This is a genomic window from Caldovatus aquaticus, from assembly GCF_019458025.1.
Taxonomy (GTDB): domain Bacteria; phylum Pseudomonadota; class Alphaproteobacteria; order Acetobacterales; family Acetobacteraceae; genus Caldovatus; species Caldovatus aquaticus.
In genome coordinates this window covers 26,886-44,749 of record NZ_JAHZUY010000012.1, presented here as the reverse complement: position 1 = coordinate 44,749, position 17,864 = coordinate 26,886, and the positions used below count along the sequence as shown (strand labels likewise).

At 76.0% G+C, this 17,864-nt stretch carries 19 protein-coding genes; 12 read left to right on the top strand and 7 right to left on the bottom strand.

What is annotated here, in order from left to right:
• The first annotated feature begins 2 nt into the window (after positions 1-2).
• Positions 3-719 carry a DUF1194 domain-containing protein gene (locus K1J50_RS07040; protein ID WP_220117001.1) on the top strand — a complete coding sequence of 239 codons (717 nt, stop codon included), beginning with the start codon at positions 3-5 and terminating at the stop codon, positions 717-719.
• Here the strand turns inward: K1J50_RS07040 and K1J50_RS07035 are convergent.
• Positions 710-1,849 (bottom strand): mandelate racemase/muconate lactonizing enzyme family protein, encoded by a 1,140-nt coding sequence (locus K1J50_RS07035; RefSeq protein ID WP_220117000.1) that lies wholly within the window; start codon positions 1,847-1,849, stop codon positions 710-712. The two genes, K1J50_RS07040 and K1J50_RS07035, sit on opposite strands and share 10 nt — an antisense overlap.
• 252 nt (positions 1,850-2,101) lie before the next feature.
• Here K1J50_RS07035 and K1J50_RS07030 point away from each other — a divergent pair, with 252 nt between their 5' ends.
• From K1J50_RS07030 to K1J50_RS07010, 5 genes are read left to right on the top strand one after another with little or no spacing between them, the layout of a single operon-like run.
• The gene (locus tag K1J50_RS07030) at positions 2,102-3,055 is read left to right on the top strand and encodes a tripartite tricarboxylate transporter substrate binding protein (RefSeq protein ID WP_369413539.1); all 954 of its coding nucleotides are present in this window, start codon (positions 2,102-2,104) and stop codon (positions 3,053-3,055) included.
• 8 nt (positions 3,056-3,063) lie between these two features.
• Positions 3,064-3,540: a (2Fe-2S)-binding protein gene (locus tag K1J50_RS07025; protein WP_255575015.1), complete on the top strand. Its 477-nt coding sequence runs from the start codon at positions 3,064-3,066 to the stop codon at positions 3,538-3,540.
• The gene (locus K1J50_RS07020; RefSeq protein ID WP_220116997.1) at positions 3,537-5,687 is read left to right on the top strand and encodes a xanthine dehydrogenase family protein molybdopterin-binding subunit; all 2,151 of its coding nucleotides are present in this window, start codon (positions 3,537-3,539) and stop codon (positions 5,685-5,687) included. The genes K1J50_RS07025 and K1J50_RS07020 overlap by 4 nt, the downstream gene beginning before the upstream one ends.
• Positions 5,684-6,649: an ABC transporter substrate-binding protein gene (locus K1J50_RS07015; protein WP_220116996.1), complete on the top strand. Its 966-nt coding sequence runs from the start codon at positions 5,684-5,686 to the stop codon at positions 6,647-6,649. The genes K1J50_RS07020 and K1J50_RS07015 overlap by 4 nt, the downstream gene beginning before the upstream one ends.
• 47 nt (positions 6,650-6,696) lie before the next feature.
• On the top strand, positions 6,697-7,677 hold the full coding sequence (locus K1J50_RS07010) for a tripartite tricarboxylate transporter substrate binding protein (protein ID WP_220116995.1): 981 nt from the start codon (positions 6,697-6,699) through the stop codon (positions 7,675-7,677).
• Positions 7,678-7,707: 30 nt separating this feature from the next.
• Here K1J50_RS07010 and K1J50_RS07005 read toward each other — a convergent pair whose 3' ends face one another.
• From K1J50_RS07005 to queA, 6 genes are read right to left on the bottom strand one after another with little or no spacing between them, the layout of a single operon-like run.
• The gene (locus K1J50_RS07005; RefSeq protein WP_220116994.1) at positions 7,708-8,274 is read right to left on the bottom strand and encodes a VUT family protein; all 567 of its coding nucleotides are present in this window, start codon (positions 8,272-8,274) and stop codon (positions 7,708-7,710) included.
• Positions 8,271-8,993: a 7-cyano-7-deazaguanine synthase QueC gene (gene queC, locus K1J50_RS07000; protein WP_220116993.1), complete on the bottom strand. Its 723-nt coding sequence runs from the start codon at positions 8,991-8,993 to the stop codon at positions 8,271-8,273. Before queC ends, K1J50_RS07005 begins: the two co-directional genes overlap by 4 nt.
• Positions 8,990-10,051, bottom strand: coding sequence for a tRNA epoxyqueuosine(34) reductase QueG (gene queG / locus K1J50_RS06995; protein ID WP_220116992.1), 1,062 nt, complete (start codon positions 10,049-10,051; stop codon positions 8,990-8,992). The genes queC and queG overlap by 4 nt, the downstream gene beginning before the upstream one ends.
• The gene (gene queF / locus K1J50_RS06990; RefSeq protein WP_220116991.1) at positions 10,038-10,505 is read right to left on the bottom strand and encodes a preQ(1) synthase; all 468 of its coding nucleotides are present in this window, start codon (positions 10,503-10,505) and stop codon (positions 10,038-10,040) included. The genes queG and queF overlap by 14 nt, the downstream gene beginning before the upstream one ends.
• A complete protein-coding gene (gene tgt, locus K1J50_RS06985) occupies positions 10,502-11,638 on the bottom strand; it encodes a tRNA guanosine(34) transglycosylase Tgt (RefSeq protein WP_220116990.1) in 1,137 nt (378 codons plus the stop codon). The genes queF and tgt overlap by 4 nt, the downstream gene beginning before the upstream one ends.
• On the bottom strand, positions 11,635-12,684 hold the full coding sequence (gene queA / locus K1J50_RS06980) for a tRNA preQ1(34) S-adenosylmethionine ribosyltransferase-isomerase QueA (protein ID WP_220117033.1): 1,050 nt from the start codon (positions 12,682-12,684) through the stop codon (positions 11,635-11,637). The genes tgt and queA overlap by 4 nt, the downstream gene beginning before the upstream one ends.
• A 239-nt stretch (positions 12,685-12,923) precedes the next feature.
• Between queA and K1J50_RS06975 the strand changes: the two genes are divergently transcribed.
• The 6 genes from K1J50_RS06975 (at position 12,924) to K1J50_RS06950 (ending at position 17,839) form a co-directional block, all read left to right on the top strand.
• Positions 12,924-13,409, top strand: a complete 486-nt coding sequence (locus K1J50_RS06975) for a MaoC family dehydratase (RefSeq protein ID WP_369413538.1) — start codon at positions 12,924-12,926, stop codon at positions 13,407-13,409.
• 106 nt (positions 13,410-13,515) lie between these two features.
• Entirely contained in the window at positions 13,516-14,481 is a 966-nt protein-coding gene (locus tag K1J50_RS06970; RefSeq protein WP_220116989.1) for a 3-hydroxyacyl-CoA dehydrogenase family protein, read from the top strand.
• Positions 14,478-15,248, top strand: a complete 771-nt coding sequence (locus tag K1J50_RS06965; protein WP_220116988.1) for an SDR family NAD(P)-dependent oxidoreductase — start codon at positions 14,478-14,480, stop codon at positions 15,246-15,248. Before K1J50_RS06970 ends, K1J50_RS06965 begins: the two co-directional genes overlap by 4 nt.
• A gap of 16 nt (positions 15,249-15,264) precedes the next feature.
• Positions 15,265-16,467: a Zn-dependent hydrolase gene (locus tag K1J50_RS06960; RefSeq protein ID WP_220116987.1), complete on the top strand. Its 1,203-nt coding sequence runs from the start codon at positions 15,265-15,267 to the stop codon at positions 16,465-16,467.
• A 149-nt stretch (positions 16,468-16,616) separates the two neighbouring features.
• On the top strand, positions 16,617-17,261 hold the full coding sequence (locus K1J50_RS06955) for a HupE/UreJ family protein (protein WP_220116986.1): 645 nt from the start codon (positions 16,617-16,619) through the stop codon (positions 17,259-17,261).
• Between the two features lie 104 nt (positions 17,262-17,365).
• The gene (locus K1J50_RS06950) at positions 17,366-17,839 is read left to right on the top strand and encodes a PaaI family thioesterase (RefSeq protein WP_220116985.1); all 474 of its coding nucleotides are present in this window, start codon (positions 17,366-17,368) and stop codon (positions 17,837-17,839) included.
• Positions 17,840-17,864 lie beyond the last annotated feature (25 nt).

Sequence of the window (17,864 nt, the reverse complement as noted above, 5' to 3'; positions counted from 1 at the left end):
CGATGCTGCGGCGGCGCGCGGCGCTGCTGCTGCCGGGCGCGGCCGCGCTCGGCGCGGCGGCCGAAGCCGCCGCGGTGGATCTCCTGCTGGTGCTGGCGCTCGATGCCTCGGGCAGCATGGACGCCGACGAGTTCCGCCTGCAGCGCGAGGGCTGCGCCGAGGCGCTGACGCATCCCGCGACGCTTGCCGCCGTCGCCTCCAGGCCGCGCGGCGCGATCGCGGTGGCGGTCGTCGAGTGGGGCTCGCCCGGCGCGCCGGCGACGGTGCTCGGCTGGCGGCGCGTCGCCGATGCCGCCTCCGCCGGGGCGCTGGCGCGCGAGCTGCTGGCGGCGCCGCGCTCGGCGCAGAGCTACAACGCGATCGGCGACGCGATCGCGCATGCGGCGGCGCTGATCGCCGCCGCGCCGTTCCGCGCCGAGGAGCGGGTGATCGACGTCTCCGGCGACGGGCCCGACCTGCGCTCGCTGCGGCCGGCGCCGGAGGCGCGCGACGCGGCGGTGGCGGCGGGCATCACCGTCAACGCGCTGGCGATCGAGCTCGCGCCGGTGACGCGCCTCGGCCTGCCGCTGCGCGTGCACTACGAGCGCGAGGTGATCGGCGGCCCCGGCGCCTTCGTCATGGCGATCGGGGACCGCCGCGACTTCGCCCGCGCCCTGCGCGCCAAGCTGGTGCGCGAGATCGCCGGCGGGCGCGCCGGCGCGGATCGCGCTCAGACGTAGCCCGGGCCCTCGATCGGCGGGTGCGCGGCGAGGAAGGCCTCGTCCACTTCGACCCCGATGCCCGGCTTCTCGAGCGGGCGCACGCAGCCGTCGGCGCCGATGCGCCAGGGCTCGCTGCCGAGCGCGTCGCGGAACAGGTTGCCCTTCGAGACGTCGGCCTCGAAGTAGCCGGCGTTCTCGATGGCGGCCAGCAGGTGGACGGAGGCCGCCTGGTTGACGCCGGTCATCGAGGAGTGGGGGTGGACCGGGATCTTGAAGGCGGAGGCCATCGCCGCGATGCGCAGCGCCTCGGTGATGCCGCCGCACTTCGAGAGGTCCGGCTGCCAGAGGGTGATCACCCCGTCCTCGAGGACGCGGGTGAACTCGAAGCGCGTGTAGTGGTTCTCGCCGGCGGCGAACGGCGTGCGGCCGTAGCGCCGCGCCTCGGCGTAGGCGCGGTGGTCGTGGGCGGGGAAGGGCTCCTCCAGCCAGCCGACGCCGAGCTCGTCCATCGCCGGCATCACCTGCCGGACCTGTTCCGGGCGGTAGCCGGTGTTGGCGTCGGTGAGGATGACGAGGTCGTGGCCGAAGGCGTTGCGCACCGCCTCCATGCGCGCGATGTCGTCGCGCACCGTGTCGCCCACGCGCAGCTTCACCGCCCTGTAGCCCGCGGCGACCAGCGGCGCCGCCTCGTCTATCAGCTGCGCCGGCGGCTGGTAGCCGAGCGCGACGCCGCCCGCGTAGGCGGGCACGGCCCGCGCCGCGCCGCCGAGCAGCCGGTAGAGCGGCAGGCCGGTCGCCTTCCCCTTGATGTCCCACAGCGCCATGTCGATGCCGCTCATCGCCATCGCGCAGGCGGCGCCCATGCCGTGGCTGCCGAGCTGGTACTTGTAGATCCGCGCCCAGATCCCGACGGTGTCGTGCGCGTCCATGCCGAGCACGAGCTGGCGCAGCGTGGTCTCGATCAGCCGCGCGACCGCGGTGTGGGCGCGGCCGTGGTGGCTCTCGCCCCAGCCGACCAGGCCGTCGTCGGTGACCACCTTGACCAGCACCGCGTCGCGCTTGACGGCGCGGCCGATGCCGAGCGCGACCCCGCCCTCCGGCGGCAGGGGAAAGGAGGTCGGATAGGCCTTGACCTCGACGATCTTCATGGCGGGTGATCCTCTCGCTGCCGCCGGGCCATCCCGTCCCGGCAGGCTGGCATGCGCGCGCGGGCGCGACAAGCCGAGGAACCCTGCCGGCCCGCCCGCGCGCCGGGCCGCGCCGCCGCCGGCAGCGTCCCCCTTGCCGGAGCCGGGGGGCGCGGCGGGGGCCTTGCCGAGCGCGGCGCGCCGCCCGATCCTGAAGGGGTCAGGACGTGGACTTGGGAGGAGCCGGTGCCGCTGGATCGCAGGGCTTGGCTGGTGGGGATCGCATTCGGGGGACTCGCGGCGCCGCGCCTGCTGCGCGCGCAGGCGGCGGCCTCCTGGCCGACGCGGCCGGTCAGGATCATCGTGCCCTTCGGCCTCGGCGGCTCGGCCGACGTCGCGGCCCGCTTCCTCGCCGAGCCGCTCGGCCAGGCGCTCGGCCAGCCGGTGGTGGTGGAGAACCGGCCCGGTGCCGGCGCCGTGATCGGCACCGAGGCGGTGGCGAAGTCGCCGCCCGACGGGCACACGCTGCTGATGATGTCGAACACGCACACGGCGAACGAGACGCTGCTGCCGAACCGCCCCTACGCGCTGATGCGCGACCTCGCGCCGGTCGCGGCGGTGAACATCGCCTACAACGTGCTGGTGGTGCACCCGTCGCTGCCCGCGCGCACGGTCGCCGAGCTGATCGCGTACGCGAAGGCCAACCCCGGCAGGCTCGACTACGCCTCCTCCGGCCCCGGCACGCCCTACCACATCGCCGGCGAGGTGTTCCGCGCCATGGCCGGCATCGAGGTGACGCACGTGCCGTTCCGCGGCAGCGACCAGGCGCGCACCGCGGTGATCGGCGGCCAGGTGCCGATCATGTTCGACGCCATCCCGACCATGGCCGAGCACATCCGCAGCGGCCGCGTGCGCGGCCTCGCCACCACCGGCCCGCAGCGCAGCCCGCTCCTGCCCGAGCTGCCGACGGTGGCGGAGACGCTGCCGGGCTACGAATCCGCGCTCTGGCTCGGGCTGATGGCGCCGGCGGGCACGCCGCGGCCGGTGATCGAGCGGCTGAACGCGGAGGTGAACCGCATCCTTGCCCTGCCGGCGACGCGCGAGGCCCAGGCCCGGCTCGGGGCGCAGCCGATGCCGATGACCATCGCCGAGTTCGACGCCTTCCTGCGCCGCGACATCGAGCGCCAGCGCGAATGGATCCGGATGGCGCGCATCCAGGCGAGCTGAGCCGCGCCATGGTGCGCTTCACCCTGAACGGCGCGGCGGCCTCGGTCGAGCTGCCGGGCGAGGTGCCGCTGCTGCACGCGCTGCGCGGCCCGCTCGGCCTCAGCGGCCCGCGCTACGGCTGCGGCGCCGAGCAGTGCGGCGCCTGCATGGTGCTGGTGGACGACGTGCCGCGCCACGCCTGCACCCTGGCGCTCGGCGCGGTCGAGGGGAAGGCGGTGCGCACGGTCGAGGGACTCGGCACGCCGGAGCGGCCGCATCCGCTGCAGGCCGCCTTCCTCGCCGAGCAGGCCGGGCAGTGCGGCTTCTGCCTCTCCGGCATCCTGGTCAGCGCGGCGGCGCTGCTCGCGCGCGATCCCGACCCGGACGAGGCGACGATCCGCGCCGCGCTCGAGCCGCATCTCTGCCGCTGCGGCAGCCACAACCGCATCGTCCGCGCGGTGCGCCGCGCCGCCGGCGCGCTGCGCGGAGAGGAGGCCCGGGCATGAGCGGCGGCGCGCAGTTCCACGGGCTGGTGACGCCGGAGGACGGGCGGCCGCGCCTGCCCGGCAGCCTGCACACCAATCGCCGGCTCGCGCAGTGGCTGACCTTCCACCGCGAAGGCTTCGTCACCATCCGGCCCGGCAAGGTGGAGCTCGGCCAGGGCATCCTGACCGCGCTCGCCCAGATCGCGGCCGACGAGCTCGACGTCGCGCTGGCGCGCATCCGCGTGCAGCCGGCGGCGACGCCGGACAGCCCGAACGAGGGCGTCACCTCCGGCAGCCTGTCGGTGCAGGACTGCGGCGCGGCGCTGCGCCACGCCTGCGCCAACGCGCGTGCGATCCACCTCTCGGTCGCGGCGCAGCGCACCGGCGTGCCGCTCGCGGCGCTGCGGGTGGAGGACGGCACCTTCCTCGGCCCGGCCGGGCCGGTGGGGTCCTACTGGGCGCAGGCCGACGACGCGCTGCTGGAATGCGAGGCCTTGCCGGAGGCGAGGCCGAAGCCGCCCGCGGCGCGGCGCGTCGCCGGCACCTCCGCCCCGCGGCTCGACCTGCCGGACAAGGTGTTCGGCGCCGCGCGCTTCGTGCACGACCTGCGCCTGCCGGGGATGCTGCACGCCCGCGTGGTGCGCCCCCCGGCGCGCGGCGCGCGGCTCCTCGAGGTGCGCGAAGGGCCGCTGCCGGGCGAGGCGCGCGTCGTGCGCGACGGGTCCTTCCTCGCGGTTCTCGCCGCCGCCGAGCACGACGCGGAGGCGGCCGCGGCGCGCCTCGCCGCGCGGGCGCGCTGGCAGGAGGCGGACACGCTGCCGGAGGAGGGCGCGCTCGCCGACTGGCTGCGCGCGGCGCCGCACGAGCGCTCCCTCGTCGCCGAGCGCGACGGCGCGGCGGCGCCGGCGGCGAGCGTGGTGCGCGCGACCTTCTTCCGCCCGCCCGTCGCGCACGCCTCGATCGGCACCTGCTGCGCCGTGGCGCGCTGGAGCGACGGGGCGCTGGAGGTCTGGACCCACAGCCAGGGCATCTACAATCTGCGCGCCGACCTCGCCAAGGTGCTGCGGATCGCGCCCGAGCGGATCGTCGTGCGCCATGTCGAGGGCGCCGGCTGCTACGGCCACAACGGGGCCGACGACGTCGCGCTCGATGCGGCGCTGGCGGCGCGGGCGGCGCCGGGCCGGCCGGTGCGCGTGCTGTGGAGCCGGACGGAGGAGCTCGGCTGGGCGCCCTTCTCCCCGGCCATGCTGGTGGAGGTGGAGGCGGCGGCCGACGCCGCCGGGAACCTCGTCTCCTGGCGGGCGGAGATCATCGGCAACGGCCATTCCTCCCGCCCGGGGCGCGGCGCGGAGCCGACCCTGCTCTCGGGCGAGTATGTCGAGGGCGGCGTTCCCGTCCCGCCCTCGATCAACCCGCCGATGGCGGGCGGCGGCGGGGCGCAGCGCAACGCGGTGCCGCTCTACCGCGTGCCGCGGCTGCGCGTGGACCTCCGCCGCCTCACCGTGATGCCGCTGCGCAGCTCGGCGCTGCGCGGCCTCGGCGCGCCGGTGAACGTCTGGGCGATCGAGTCCACGATGGACGAGCTCGCCGCGCGCGCCGGCGCGGACCCGATCGCCTATCGCCTGCGCCACCTCGACGATCCGCGCGCGGCGGAGGTGCTGCGCGCGGTCGCGGAGATGGCCGGCTGGGAGGGCCGCGCGCGCCGCGAGGGCGTCGGCATGGGCGTCGGCTTCGCGCGCTACAAGAACAGCGGCGCCTGGTGCGCGGTGATCGCCGAGATCGCGGCGGAGGCGGAGGTGCGCGCGCGGCGCCTCTGGATCGCGGCCGATGTCGGGGAGGCGATCAACCCCGACGGCGTCGCCAACCAGCTCGAGGGCGGCGCGATCCACGGCGTCTCGATGGCGCTGAAGGAGGCGGTGCGCTTCGATCGCCGCCGCGTCACCAGCGATTCGTGGGAGACCTACCCGATCCTGCGCTTCTCCGAGGTCCCGGCGGTGGCGGTGCGGCTGCTCCCTCGCCCGGACCAGCCGCCGCTCGGCGCGGGCGAGTGCGCCCTCGCCCCCACCGTCGCCGCGCTGGCCGGCGCGATCCGCGACGCGCTCGGCGTGCAGGTGCGGGCGATGCCGTTCACGCGCGAGACCATCGCGGCCGCGATGGACGCCGCATGAGCGAGATCACGCTCTCGCTCGCCTGCGTCGCGACCGACCGCACGCGGCCGGTCCTCGACGGGCGCGTCGCCGTGCCGGGCGTGCGCTTCATCGGCCTGCCGGGGGAGCCGGAGGACATCTTCCGCCGCGCGCTGCGCGACCGCGCCTTCGAGGTGACGGAGCTCTCCATGGGCAGCCACATCGTCACCACCGCGCGCGGGGATGCGCCCTATGTCGGCGTGCCGGTCTTCCTCTCGCGCGCCTTCCGCCACTCGGCGATCTACGTCCGCTCCGACCGCGGCATCCGCGCGCCGGGCGACCTCGCCGGCCGCACCGTCGGCCTGCCGGAATACCAGCAGACCGCGGCGCTCTGGGTGCGCGGCATCCTGCGCGAGCACTACGGCGTGGACACGCGCGGCATCGCCTGGCGCACGGCGGGCGAGCGCGTGGCGATCGCGCTGCCGGACGGCCTCGACGTGCGCCCGCTCGGCGAGCCGCTGGAGGCGGCGCTGGCGGCGGGCCGGCTGGACGCGCTGATCGCGCCGCGGCCGCCGGCCTGCTTCCTCGAGCGCAGCGCCCCGGTGGACCGGCTGTTCCCGGACTATCGCGCCGCGGAGCAAGCCTGGTTCAAGGCGAGCGGCTTCTTCCCCATCATGCACTGCCTCGCGGTGCGGCGCGACGTCGCCGAGCGCCATCCCTGGCTGCCGGTCGAGCTGTTCCGCGCCTTCGCTCGCGCCAAGGCGCTCTCGCTCGCCGAGCTCGCCATGGTGAACGTGCTGCGCGTCTCGCTGCCCTGGATCGCCGCCGAGGCGGCGGCGCAGACCGCGTTCATGGGCGGCGACCCCTGGCCCTACGGCTTCGCGCGCAACCGCGCGGAGATCGCGGCGATGATCCGCTTCGCCGTGCACGACGGGCTGGCGGCGCGGGCGATCGAGCCCGAGGCGCTGTTCCATCCGAGCACGCTCGATCTGGAGGACCGCTGAGCGGCGGTTTCGTCCCGGTCGGCGCGGCGGAGTGTGGGGAGGTTCCGATGATCGCTGTTTCGAGACGGGCCGCGGCGGGGGCGCTGGTCGCGGGCCTCGCCGGCGCGGCCCGGGCGCAGCCCGCGGCATCCTGGCCGAACGGCCCGGTGCGCCTCGTCGTGCCCTTCGCCCCCGGCGGCTCGACGGACGCGGTGGCGCGGCTGGTCTCGCCCGGCCTGCAGCAGCGCCTCGGCGTGCCGATCGTGGTCGAGAACCGCTCGGGCGCGGCCGGCTCGATCGGCACGGCGGTGGTGGCGAAGGCGCCGCCGGACGGGCAGACCTGGCTCGTCACCTTCGACAGCCACGCGGTGATGCCGGCGCTGCTGCCGAGCCTGCCCTTCGACCTGACGCGCGATCTCGACCCGGTGATGCTGATCGGCGGCGCGCCCTACGTGATCGCCTGCAAGCCGGACAAGCCCTACCGCAGCCTCGCCGACGTCGTCGCCGCGGCGAAGGCGCGGCCGGAGCGGGTGAGCTTCGGCTCGACCGGCAACGGCACGATCGGCCACCTGACGATGGTCCTGCTGCAGGAGCGGGCCGGCATCCGCATGCCCCACCTGCCCTACCGCAGCGGCGGCCTCGCGGTGAACGACGCGGTGGCCGGACATGTCGAGATGATGATCGGCAGCGCCGCGCTGCTGATGCCGCAGATCGCCGCGGGCACGCTGCGCCCCCTGGCGCAGTTCGGTCCCGAGCGCCTGCCCGCGCTCGGCGCGGTGCCGACGGCGGAGGAGAGCGGATTCCCCGGCCTGCAGGCCGAGGCCTGGTGGGGCGTGTTCGCGCCGCACGGCACGCCCGCGCCGGTCGTCGCCCGCATGAACGCCGCGCTGCGCGAGGCGCTGTCGGAGGAGCGCGCGCGCCGGCAGATGACCGAGACGCAGCAGGCGCGGCTGGTGCTGTCCGACCCCGAGACCCTGCGCCGGTTCCTCGACCAGCAGATCGCCACCTGGTCGCGCGTGGTGCGCGAGCACCGCATCGCCGCCGACTGAGCGCGCGGCGGCCCGCGCCGGCCGCGACCCTCAGGCCGGCGCGATGCCGAGCCGCGCGTCGCGCCGGCGCAGCCAGTGCAGGAAGGGCAGGGCGGCGAGCACCATCCACGCCTTGCCGACCACCTGGCCGGCCAGGAAGTCGAGACTGCCGAAGGCGAGCCAGAGGAACACCACGCTGTCCACCACCAGCCCGACGACGCTGCTCGCCGCCACGGCGGCGATCAGGCCGCGCCGCTGCAACGGCGTATAGACCGCGAGGTCCGCGAATTCGCTGAGGAGGAACGCGGCGGCGGAGGCGAGGACGAGGGCGGGCGGGGCGAGCAGAGCGGAGAGCGCGGTGCCGGCGAGGATCGCACCGGCGGCCCAGCGCAGGCCGAGCCGGCGCTGCACCAGGTCGCGCAGCACCAGCGCGAGGCCGACCAGGAGCACGCCGGAGGGCGCCATCACGCCGCCCGGGGCGACCGGGATCAGGCACGGGCCGCCCTGCGGCACGCAGGCCGTGCCGACGTTCTGGATCAGCCAGTTCGCGGCGGGGATGCAGAGGCCGAAGCCGAGCAGGAACAGCAGGCCCTCGGCGCGGGGATCACGGTCGGTCATGGCGGTGCGGTCTGGTGCGGGAGGGCGGCGCGATAGGCCTCGAAGCCGCGGCGGCGCAGCTCGCAGGCCGGGCAGGCGCCGCAGCCATACCCCCAGGGGTGGCGGTGCGCCCGGTCGCCGACATAGCAACTGTGGGTGTGCTCGGCAATCAGCGCGACGAGGGCGGCGCCGCCGAGCGCCTCGGCGAGCCGCCAGGTCGCCGCCTTGTCGCGCCACATCAGCGGGGTGTGCAGCACGAAGCGGCGCGCCATGCCGAGGTTGAGCGCGACCTGCATCGCCTTGATCGCGTCGTCGCGGCAGTCGGGATAGCCCGAGGAGTCGGTCTCGCACATGCCGCCGACCAGGTGGCTGAGGCCGCGGCGACAGGCGAGGGCGGCGGCGAAGGCGAGGAAGATCAGGTTGCGGCCGGGGACGAAGGTGTTGGGCAGGCCGTCCTCGCCGGGCGCGATCGCCGCCTCGCGCGTCAGCGCCGTCTCGGAGACGGCGCCGAGCGCGTCGAGCCGCAGCAGGTGGTCCTCGCCGAGCCGCGCCGCCCAGTCCGGGAAGCGTTCGGCGAGCCCGGCGCGGAAGGCGGCGCGGCAGTCCAGCTCGACGCGATGGCGCTGGCCGTAGTCGAAGCCGACCGTCTCGACGCGCGCGAAGCGCGCGAGCGCCCAGGCGAGGCAGGTGGCGCTGTCCTGGCCGCCGCTGAACAGCACGAGGGCGCCGTCGTCGCTCATCCGGTCACGGCCTCCAGGCGCTGCGCCGCCCAGCGCGCGGCTTCGGCGACCACCGGATCGGGGTCCTCGGCCAGCGCCTGCGCGACGGGGCGCAGGCCCGGGTCGGCGGCGTTGCCGATCGCGATCAGCACGTTGCGCACGAAGCGGCCGCGGCCGATCCGCTTGATCGGGCTGCCCGCGAACAGCGCGCGGAAGGCGGCATCGTCGAGCGCGGCGAGTTCGGCGAGGCGGGGGGCGGACAGCGCGGCGCGCGGCAGGAAGGCGGGCTCGGCATGGGCGCGGGCGAACTTGTTCCAGGGGCAGACGGCGAGGCAGTCGTCGCAGCCGTAGATGCGGTTGCCGATGGCGGGCCGCAGCGCGTGCGGGATCGGGCCGCGGTGCTCGATCGTGAGGTAGCTGATGCAGCGCCGCGCATCGAGGCGGTAGGGCGCGGGAAAGGCGGCGGTCGGGCAGGCCTCGAGGCAGCGGCGGCAGGAGCCGCAGTGGTCCTGCTCCGGCGGGTCGGGCGCGAGCGGCAGCGTGGTGTAGATCTCGCCGAGGAAGAGCCAGGAGCCGTGCGCGCGCGAGACCAGGTTGGTGTGCTTGCCCTGCCAGCCGATCCCGGCGCGCTGCGCGAGCGGCTTCTCCATCACCGGCGCGGTGTCCACGAACACCTTGAGGTCCGCGCCCGGCCAGCGCCCGACGATGAAGCGCGCGAGCGCCTTGAGGCGCCTCTTGAGCACGTCGTGGTAGTCGCGGTTGCGGGCGTAGACGCTGATCGTGCCGCGGTCGCGCCGGGCGAGCGTCGCCAGCGGGTCCCCGGCCGGCGCGTAGGAGACGCCGAGCGCGATCACGCTCGCCGCCTCCGGCCACAGCGCCTTCGGATGCGCGCGCTGCTCCGCGCGCTCCGCCATCCAGCCCATCTCGCCGTGCATTCCGGCGTCCAGGAAGGCGCGCAGACGCTCGCGCACCTCCGGGCCCAGCTCCGCGCGCGCGAAGCCCACCGCGTCGAAGCCGAGCCGGAGCGCCTCGGCGCGGATCGCCGCGCGCGGATCGCCCGGTGCCTCAGCCGCGGCCACGGTAGGGCTGCACCCCCTGCGGCGGGATCCACACCCCGGCCGGCGGCTCGCCCGACTGGTAGAACACGTCGATCGGCATGCCGCCGCGGGGGTACCAGTAGCCGCCGATCCGCAGCCAGTGCGGCGCGAGGGTGGCGATCAGCCGCTTGGCGATCTCCAGCGTGCAGGCCTCGTGGAAGACGCCGTGGTTGCGGAAGGAGGCGAGGTAGAGCTTGAGCGACTTGCTCTCGACGATCCAGCTGTGGGGCACGTAGTCGATGACCAGGTGCGCGAAGTCCGGCTGGCCGGTGACGGGGCAGAGCGTGGTGAATTCCGGCGCGGTGAAGCGGACGCAGTAGAGGAGGTCCGGGTGCGGGTTGGCGATCCGCTCCAGCACCGCCGCCGCCGGGCTGTCCGGGATGCGGGCGGGCCGGCCGAGCTGCGTCAGCTCGGCGTGGTCGGGGGCGCCGCTCATGCCGCCGCCTCCGCCGCTTCCGCGGGCTCCGCCGTCCAGCCCGCGGCCGCCTCCGCCGCCGCCTCCTCGAAGCGGCCGGCGAGGATGGCCGCGCGCAGGCCCCGCATCAGGTCCTGGTAGTACTGGAGGTTGTGCCAGGTGAGCAGCATCGGCCCGAGCATCTCGCGCGCCTTGAACAGGTGATGCAGATAGGCGCGCGAGTGATTTTTGCACGCCGGGCAGCCGCAGGCGGGATCGAGCGGGCCCGGGTCCTCGGCGTGGCGGGCATTGCGCAGGTTCAGCACCCCCCGGCGGGTATAGGCCCGGCCGGTCCGGCCGGAGCGGGTCGGGAGGACGCAGTCGAACATGTCCACCCCGCGCCGGACGGCGCCGACCAGATCGGCCGGGGTGCCGACGCCCATCAGGTAGCGCGGCCGGTCCGCCGGCAGCAGCGGCACCGTGCCGTCGAGCACCGCGAACATCGCCGCCTGCCCCTCGCCCACGGCGAGGCCGCCGATGGCGTAGCCCTCGAAGCCGATCGCGGTCAGCGCGGCGACGCTCTCCGCGCGCAGCTCGGGATAGACGCCGCCCTGGACGATGCCGAACAGGCCGTGGCCCGGCCGCGGCACGAAGGCGGCGCGGCAGCGCGCCGCCCAGCGCATGGAGAGGCGCATGGACGCCGCCGCCGCGGCCTCCGTCGCCGGGAAGGGCGTGCACTCGTCGAGGCACATGGCGATGTCGGCGCCGAGCAGGCGCTGGATCTCGACGCTGCGCTCCGGCGTCAGGCGGTGGCGCGTGCCGTCCAGGTGGCTGCGGAAGGTGACGCCGCCCTCGTCCATCTCGCGCAGCTCGGACAGGCTCATCACCTGGTAGCCGCCCGAGTCGGTCAGGATCGGCCCGCGCCAGTCCATGAAGCGGTGCAGCCCGCCGAGCCGCGCCACGCGCTCCGCCCCCGGGCGCAGCATCAGGTGGTAGGTGTTGCCGAGCACCAGCCGCGCCCCGGTGGAGCGCACCGCCTCGGCCGTCATCGCCTTCACCGTGCCGGCGGTGCCGACCGGCATGAAGACCGGCGTCTCCACCGCGCCATGCGCCGTGTGCAGCACGCCGGCGCGCGCCGCGCCGTCGCTCGCGACCAGGGCCCAGCGCAGGGTCATGGGGTGTCGTCCCGGTGGAGGAGCGTCGCGTCGCCATAGCTGTAGAAGCGGTATTCGCGGGCGATCGCGTGCGCGTAGGCGGCCTGCATCCGCGCCGTGCCGGCGAAGGCCGAGACCAGCATGAACAGCGTCGAGCGCGGCAGGTGGAAGTTGGTCAGCAGGAGGTCGGCGGTGCGGAAGCGGTGGCCGGGCAGGATGTAGAGGTCGGTCAGGCCGCGGAACGGCCGCACCTCGCCGCTCGCCGCCGCCGCGGTCTCGAGCAGCCGGAGCGCGGTGGTGCCGACCGCGACGATCCGCCCCCCCTCGCGCCGCGCGGCGGCGATCGCCGCCGCCGCCTCCTCGCCGACCTCGCCCCATTCGGCGTGCAGGCGGTGCGCCCGCGGGTCCTCGGCGCGCACCGGGAGGAAGGTGCCGGCGCCGACATGCAGCGTGACGGTGGTGCGCCGGACGCCGCGCGCCGCGAGCGCGGCGAGCAGCGGTTCGGTGAAGTGCAGGCTCGCGGTCGGGGCGGCGACGGCGCCGGGAACGCGGGCGAACACGGTCTGGTAGTCGGCGGCGTCCTCGGGGCGCGGCCCGTCGGGGCGGCGGATGTAGGGCGGCAGCGGCACCTCCCCGGCCCGCTCCAGCGCCGCGGCGAGCGCTGCCGGATCGGCGCCGAAGTCGAGGCGCACCGCGCCTTCCCCGTCGCGGCCGAGGACGCGCGCGGCGCAGCCGGGCGCGCCCTCGATCTCCACCCGCTCGCCCGGGCGCAGCCGGCGGGCGTTGCGCACCAGCGCCTGCCAGATCCCGCCGCCCTCCGCGCGGTTCAGCAGCAGCTCGAACCGCGCCGCGCCGCGCCGGGCGCGCAAGCGGGCCGGGATCACGCGCGTGTCGTTCACCACCAGGAGGTCGCCGGGCGCGAGCAGCGCCGGCAAATCGCGGACGATGCGGTCGGCGAACGGTCCCGCCGGCGGCACCACCAGGAGGCGCGCGGAGTCGCGCGGCCGCGCCGGCGCCTGGGCGATCAGGCGCTCGGGCAGGGCGAAGTCGAAATCCGCCGTCCGCAGCGGCGCGGCGGCAGGGGGGGCTGTGGATAAGTCGGGCACGGCGGGCGGGCGGTAGCCGGAAGCGACGGCGAAGGCAACCGGACCGGGCCCCGGGGCGCGGTGCGGGCGGGCGGCGGGCGCCGCGGCCGCGCGGATGACCGCGGCGCGGCGGCGGCCTATCCTGCGCGCCCCATGCAGACGCCCCGCGCCCCCCGCCCCGGCGCTCGCCGCGGCCCCGCCGCGGGCGGCGGGGCCGCGCCGTGACCGCGGCGTTCGACCCGCGCGCCCACCGCTTGGTGCCGCAGCAGCGCTGGTTCGAGGACTTCACCCTCGGCGAGCGCTTCGCCCTGCCGAGCCGCACCATGACCGAGGCCGTCTTCCTCGCCTTCCAGGCGGCGAGCGGCGACAACCACCCGCTCCACTACGACGCCGCGTACTGCCGGGCGCGCGGCCTGCCGCACATGCTCGCCCACGGCTTCCAGGTGCTGATCCAGACCGCGGCCGGCGCCGGCCTGTTCCCCCACCTCGTCGAGGAGTCGCTCAAGGGGTTCCTCGAGCAGTCGAGCCGCTTCCTGCGCCCGGTCTTCGTCGGCGACACGCTCTACCCGGCGCTGGTGGTGGACGAGCTGACGCCGCAGCGCACCACCGGCGTGGTCGGGATGCGGAGCACGGTGCACAACCAGCGCGGCGAGCTGGTGCTGGAGGGGCGGCAGCGCTACCTGCTGCGCCGCCGGCCGGCGCCCTGAGCGGCCCCCGCTTGCCGGCGCAGCCGGCGCGGGGCAGCTTGGGGCGCTTCCGGCCGCGGCGTCCGCTCGGCCCCGGCCGCCCGCCACGACGGAGGATCCATCCGGGATGAGTCGCATCGCCGTCCTCGGCGCCGGCACGATGGGCCACGCGCTCGCGCTGGTCTTCGCGCTCGGCGGCCATCGCGTCCGCCTGACCGACAGCAACCCCGAGACCCTCGCCCGGGCACAGGGCCTGATGGAGAAGGCGCTCGCCTCCTTGGTCGCGGGCGGCGAGGCGCCGGCGGAGTGGACCTCCGCGCGTCTCGCGCAGGCCGTCACGCGCCACGGCTCGCTCGCCGAATGCGTGGAGGGGGCGGAGCTGATCGTCGAGGCGATCGTCGAGGACCCGGAGGCCAAGCGCGCCCTGTTCGCCGAGCTCGACCGGCTGGCGCCGGAGGAGGCGATCATCGCCTCCAACACCTCCTACCTCGACATCTTCCCGCTGGTGCCGGAACGGCGGCAGCCCCGGACGCTGATCGCGCACTGGTACACGCCGCCCTATCTCTGCGACCTGGTGGACATCGTCGGCGGCCCGCGGACCGACCCGGCGGCGGTCGAGACGGTGCGCGCGATGTGCGCGGCGATGGGCAAGCAGCCGATCGTGATGCGCCGCTTCGTCCCCGGCTACATAGCCAACCGCATCCAGTCGGCGATCGGCCTCGAGGTGCAGAGGCTGCTCGACGAGGGCATCGCGACTGCCCAGGAGATCGACGCCGCGATCGTCCACGGCATCGCGCTGCGCCTGCCGATCCTCGGCGTCTTCGCCAAGGCGGACTTCACCGGCCTGCCGATGATGCAGCACGCGCTGCGCAACCGGATGTACGAGCCGCCGCCGGTGCGCGGCCGCTGCGAGACGCTCGACCGGCTGGTCGCCGAGGGCCGGACCGGCGTGATGTCCGGCGCCGGCTTCTACGACTGGGGCGGCAAGGACCCCGCCACGCTGTTCGAGGAGCGCGACCGGCGGCTGATCGCGTTGAAGCAGGCGCTGCGGCGGATCGGCACCATGGCGGGAATGGAGCGGAGCGGCGAATGATCACCTACGACCTCAGGGGCAAGACGGCGCTCGTCACCGGCGGCGCCTCCGGCATCGGCCTCGCCACGGCGGAGCTGCTGGCGGCGAGCGGCTGCCGGGTGGCGATCAACCACCTGCCCGGCGATCCGCGCGGGCCGGAGCAGGTGGCGCGCCTGCGCGGCCTCGGGCGCGACGTGATCGCGGCGCCCGGCGACGTGGGCGACGCGGCGGACTGCCCGCGGATGGTGGAGCGGGCGATCGCCGATCTCGGCCGGCTCGACTACCTGGTGAACAACGCCGGCACGCCGGGGACGCGCACCCTGATCCGCCCCGACGAATTCGACCGGCTGACCGAGGAGCTGTGGACCACCGTGCTGCAGGTCAACCTGCTCGGCGTGTTCCGCTGCACCAAGGCGGCGGCGGCGGCGCTGCGCGCGGCGCGAGGCGCGGTGGTCAACGTCGCCTCCATCGCCGGCCTCGACAGCCCCGGCTCCTCGATGGCCTACGGCGCGACCAAGGCGGGCGTGATCAGCCTGACCAAGAACCTCGCGCGCGGCCTGGCGCCGGAGGTGCGGGTGAACGCGGTGGCGCCGGGCGCGGTCGACTCCTCATGGATGGTCGAGTGGACCGAGGAGCGGCGCCGGGCGAGCGCCGAGAAGGCGCTGCTCAAGCGCCGCTGCCGGCCGGAGGACCTGGCGGAGGTGATGGTCTTCCTGCTCGCCGGCGCCGGCATGGTCACCGGCCAGACGGTGGTGGTGGACGGCGGCCTGACGCTCGAGAGCCGCTGAGGGCGAGGAGGGACCGATGCCGCGCATTGACGCCGAGCGCTTCCTCAAGGACCTGCACGATCTCCGCCGGATCGGCGCCTACCGGACGGGCGTGCACCGCCCGACCTACTCTCCGCAGGACATGGAGGCGCGCCGCTGGCTGATGGAGCGCCTGGCCGAATGCGGGCTCGAGCCGAGCCTGGACGGCATCGGCAACGTCTATGGCCGCCACAAGGGGCCGGGCCCGCACCTGCTCGTCGGCAGCCACATCGAATCGCAGAACCATGCGGGCTGGCTCGACGGCGCGCTCGGCGTCGTGGCGGGGGTGGCGCTGGCGCGCGCCGGGCTGCCGGTGGACGTCTGCGCCTTCGCCGACGAGGAGGGCCACTTCGAGGGCGGCTTCCTCGGCAGCCGCTCGATCATCGGCGACCTCTCGGAGGAGGAGATAGACCGCAGCCGAAGCCGCAACGACGGCACGCCGCTGCGCGAGGCGCTCGCCGCGGCGGGCCTTGCCGGCAGGCCGCGCCTGCGGCTCGAGCCGGGCCGGCACAAGGGCTTCCTCGAGATGCACATCGAGCAGGGGACGCAGCTCGAGAAGGCGGGGCTGCGCCTCGGCGTGGTGACGGGGATCGTCGCCATCTGGCAGTGGCGGATCGTGTTCGAGGGCCAGCAGGACCACGCCGGCGGCACCACCATGGCGGAACGCCGCGACGCCGGCCTCTCCGCGGTCCGCCTGCTCGCCGCGATCGACCGCGAATTCCCGCGCGTCTGCGGCGAGCGCAGCACCTGGACCACGGGGCGCATCGTCCTCGAGCCGGGCGCGCCGAGCATCATCCCGGGCCGGGCCGAGGTGCTGTTCCAGTTCCGCGACGTCTCGATGGCGGTGCTGGAGCGCATGGAGGAGACGCTGCGCGCCCTGGTGCGCGAGAGCAACCGGCGCGAGCGCTGCCCGGCGACGCTCGAGCAGGTCAGCCGCGCCACGCCGGCGCTCTGCGACGCGGCGATGCAGGCGGCGCTCGCCGCCGCCGCCGAGCGGCACGCGCCCGGGCTCTGGCAGTACATGCCGAGCGGCGCCGGGCACGACGCGCAGTACATCGCGCGGCGCATGCCGGCGGCGATGCTGTTCGTGCCCTCGATCGGCGGCATCAGCCACCACTGGGCCGAGGACACGAAGGAGGAGGACCTGGTGCTCGGCTGCCAGGTGCTGGCGGACGCGGCGGAGCGCTACCTGCGCGGCTAGGGCCGCCGCCGCGCGCGCCGGCGCGCCGCGGGGACCGCGCGCCTGCGGCCGAGCGCGGCCGGGCACGCCCGGATGCCGGCGACGGCTTGCCGTCCGCCCGCGCGGCGGCGAGCATGCCGGCCGACCGCCAGCCCACCGGGGACCGACCGATGACGATCCGCCTCACCCGCCCTCTCGTCGCCGCCGTCTGCGCGATCGGCACCGCGCCGGGGCTGGCGCACGCCCATCACGCGATGGGCGGCGCGACGCCGCAGTCCCTGTGGCAGGGGCTCGCCTCCGGCATCGGCCACCCGGTCATCGGGCTCGACCACCTGGCGTTCCTCGTCGCCGCCGGCGTCCTCGCGGCCGGGGCGCCGGCGCGCAGGACGGGAACGGCGGCGCTACTGGCCTTCGTGCTGGCCGGCACGGCCGGCACCCTGCTGCACCTCCGGGGCATCGGCCTCGGCCCGGTGGAGGCGACCGTCGCGCTCTCCGCCCTCGGCGCGGGCGCGATGCTGCTGCTGACGCGCGGGGCGGTCGGCGGCGGGGCGCTGATCGCCGCCTTCGCCCTGGCGGGCCTGTTCCACGGCCACGCCTATGGCGAGGCCGTCGTGGGCGCGGAGGCCGGGCCGATCGGCGCCTACCTGGCCGGCCTCGCCGCCGTGCAGGGCGCGCTGGGGCTCGCGGTGATGGCCGCGGCGCGCGGCCCGCTGGGCGAGACCGGCGCAGCGGGGATGCCGGCGGCCCGCCGCATCGCCGGCGCCGCCGCCGTCCTCGCGGGCGGCATCGCCCTGGCGATCGCCCTGACGGGCTGAGGCGCGCCGCCCGCCGGCCGGCCGGCAGGCGCGCCGCGGCACGGCGGCCGGAGCGGGCCCTCGCGGACATGGTGCGGAACCCGTTGCATCCCTTCCGGAGCGCGATGAGCGAATCCACCACCCCCCGCCGCGTCGACCAGGCGCAGGCGCGCGCCGCCTTCGAGCGCGCCGCCGCCGGCACGCGGGAGGTCTTCGGCGACTTCTTCCTCGCCCGCCTCCTGGGGCTGGAGGTCAGCTATCCCGGCGAGGCCTGCGAGGTCGCCTTCGACGTCGCGGACTTCATGTTCAACCCGCAGGGCACGCTGCACGGCGGCATCCTGGCCACGGCGCTCGACATCGCCATGGGCCACCTGATCAACCGCCACGCCGGGCCGGGCACCACGCTCGAGATGAAGATCCAGTACCTGGCGCCGGTGCGCGGCGGGCGCGTGGTCTGCCGCGGGGAGGCGCTGCGCCGCGGCGGCACCTGGTTCCTGCGGGCGGAGGCGCGCGACGCGACGGGCGCGCTGGTCGCGTTCGCGACCTCCACCTGGAAGCTGCTGAAGCGGCCGGCGCCGCCGGGCGCCGGCGCGCCGTAGGGCGCGCCTCCACCACGGAGACGCG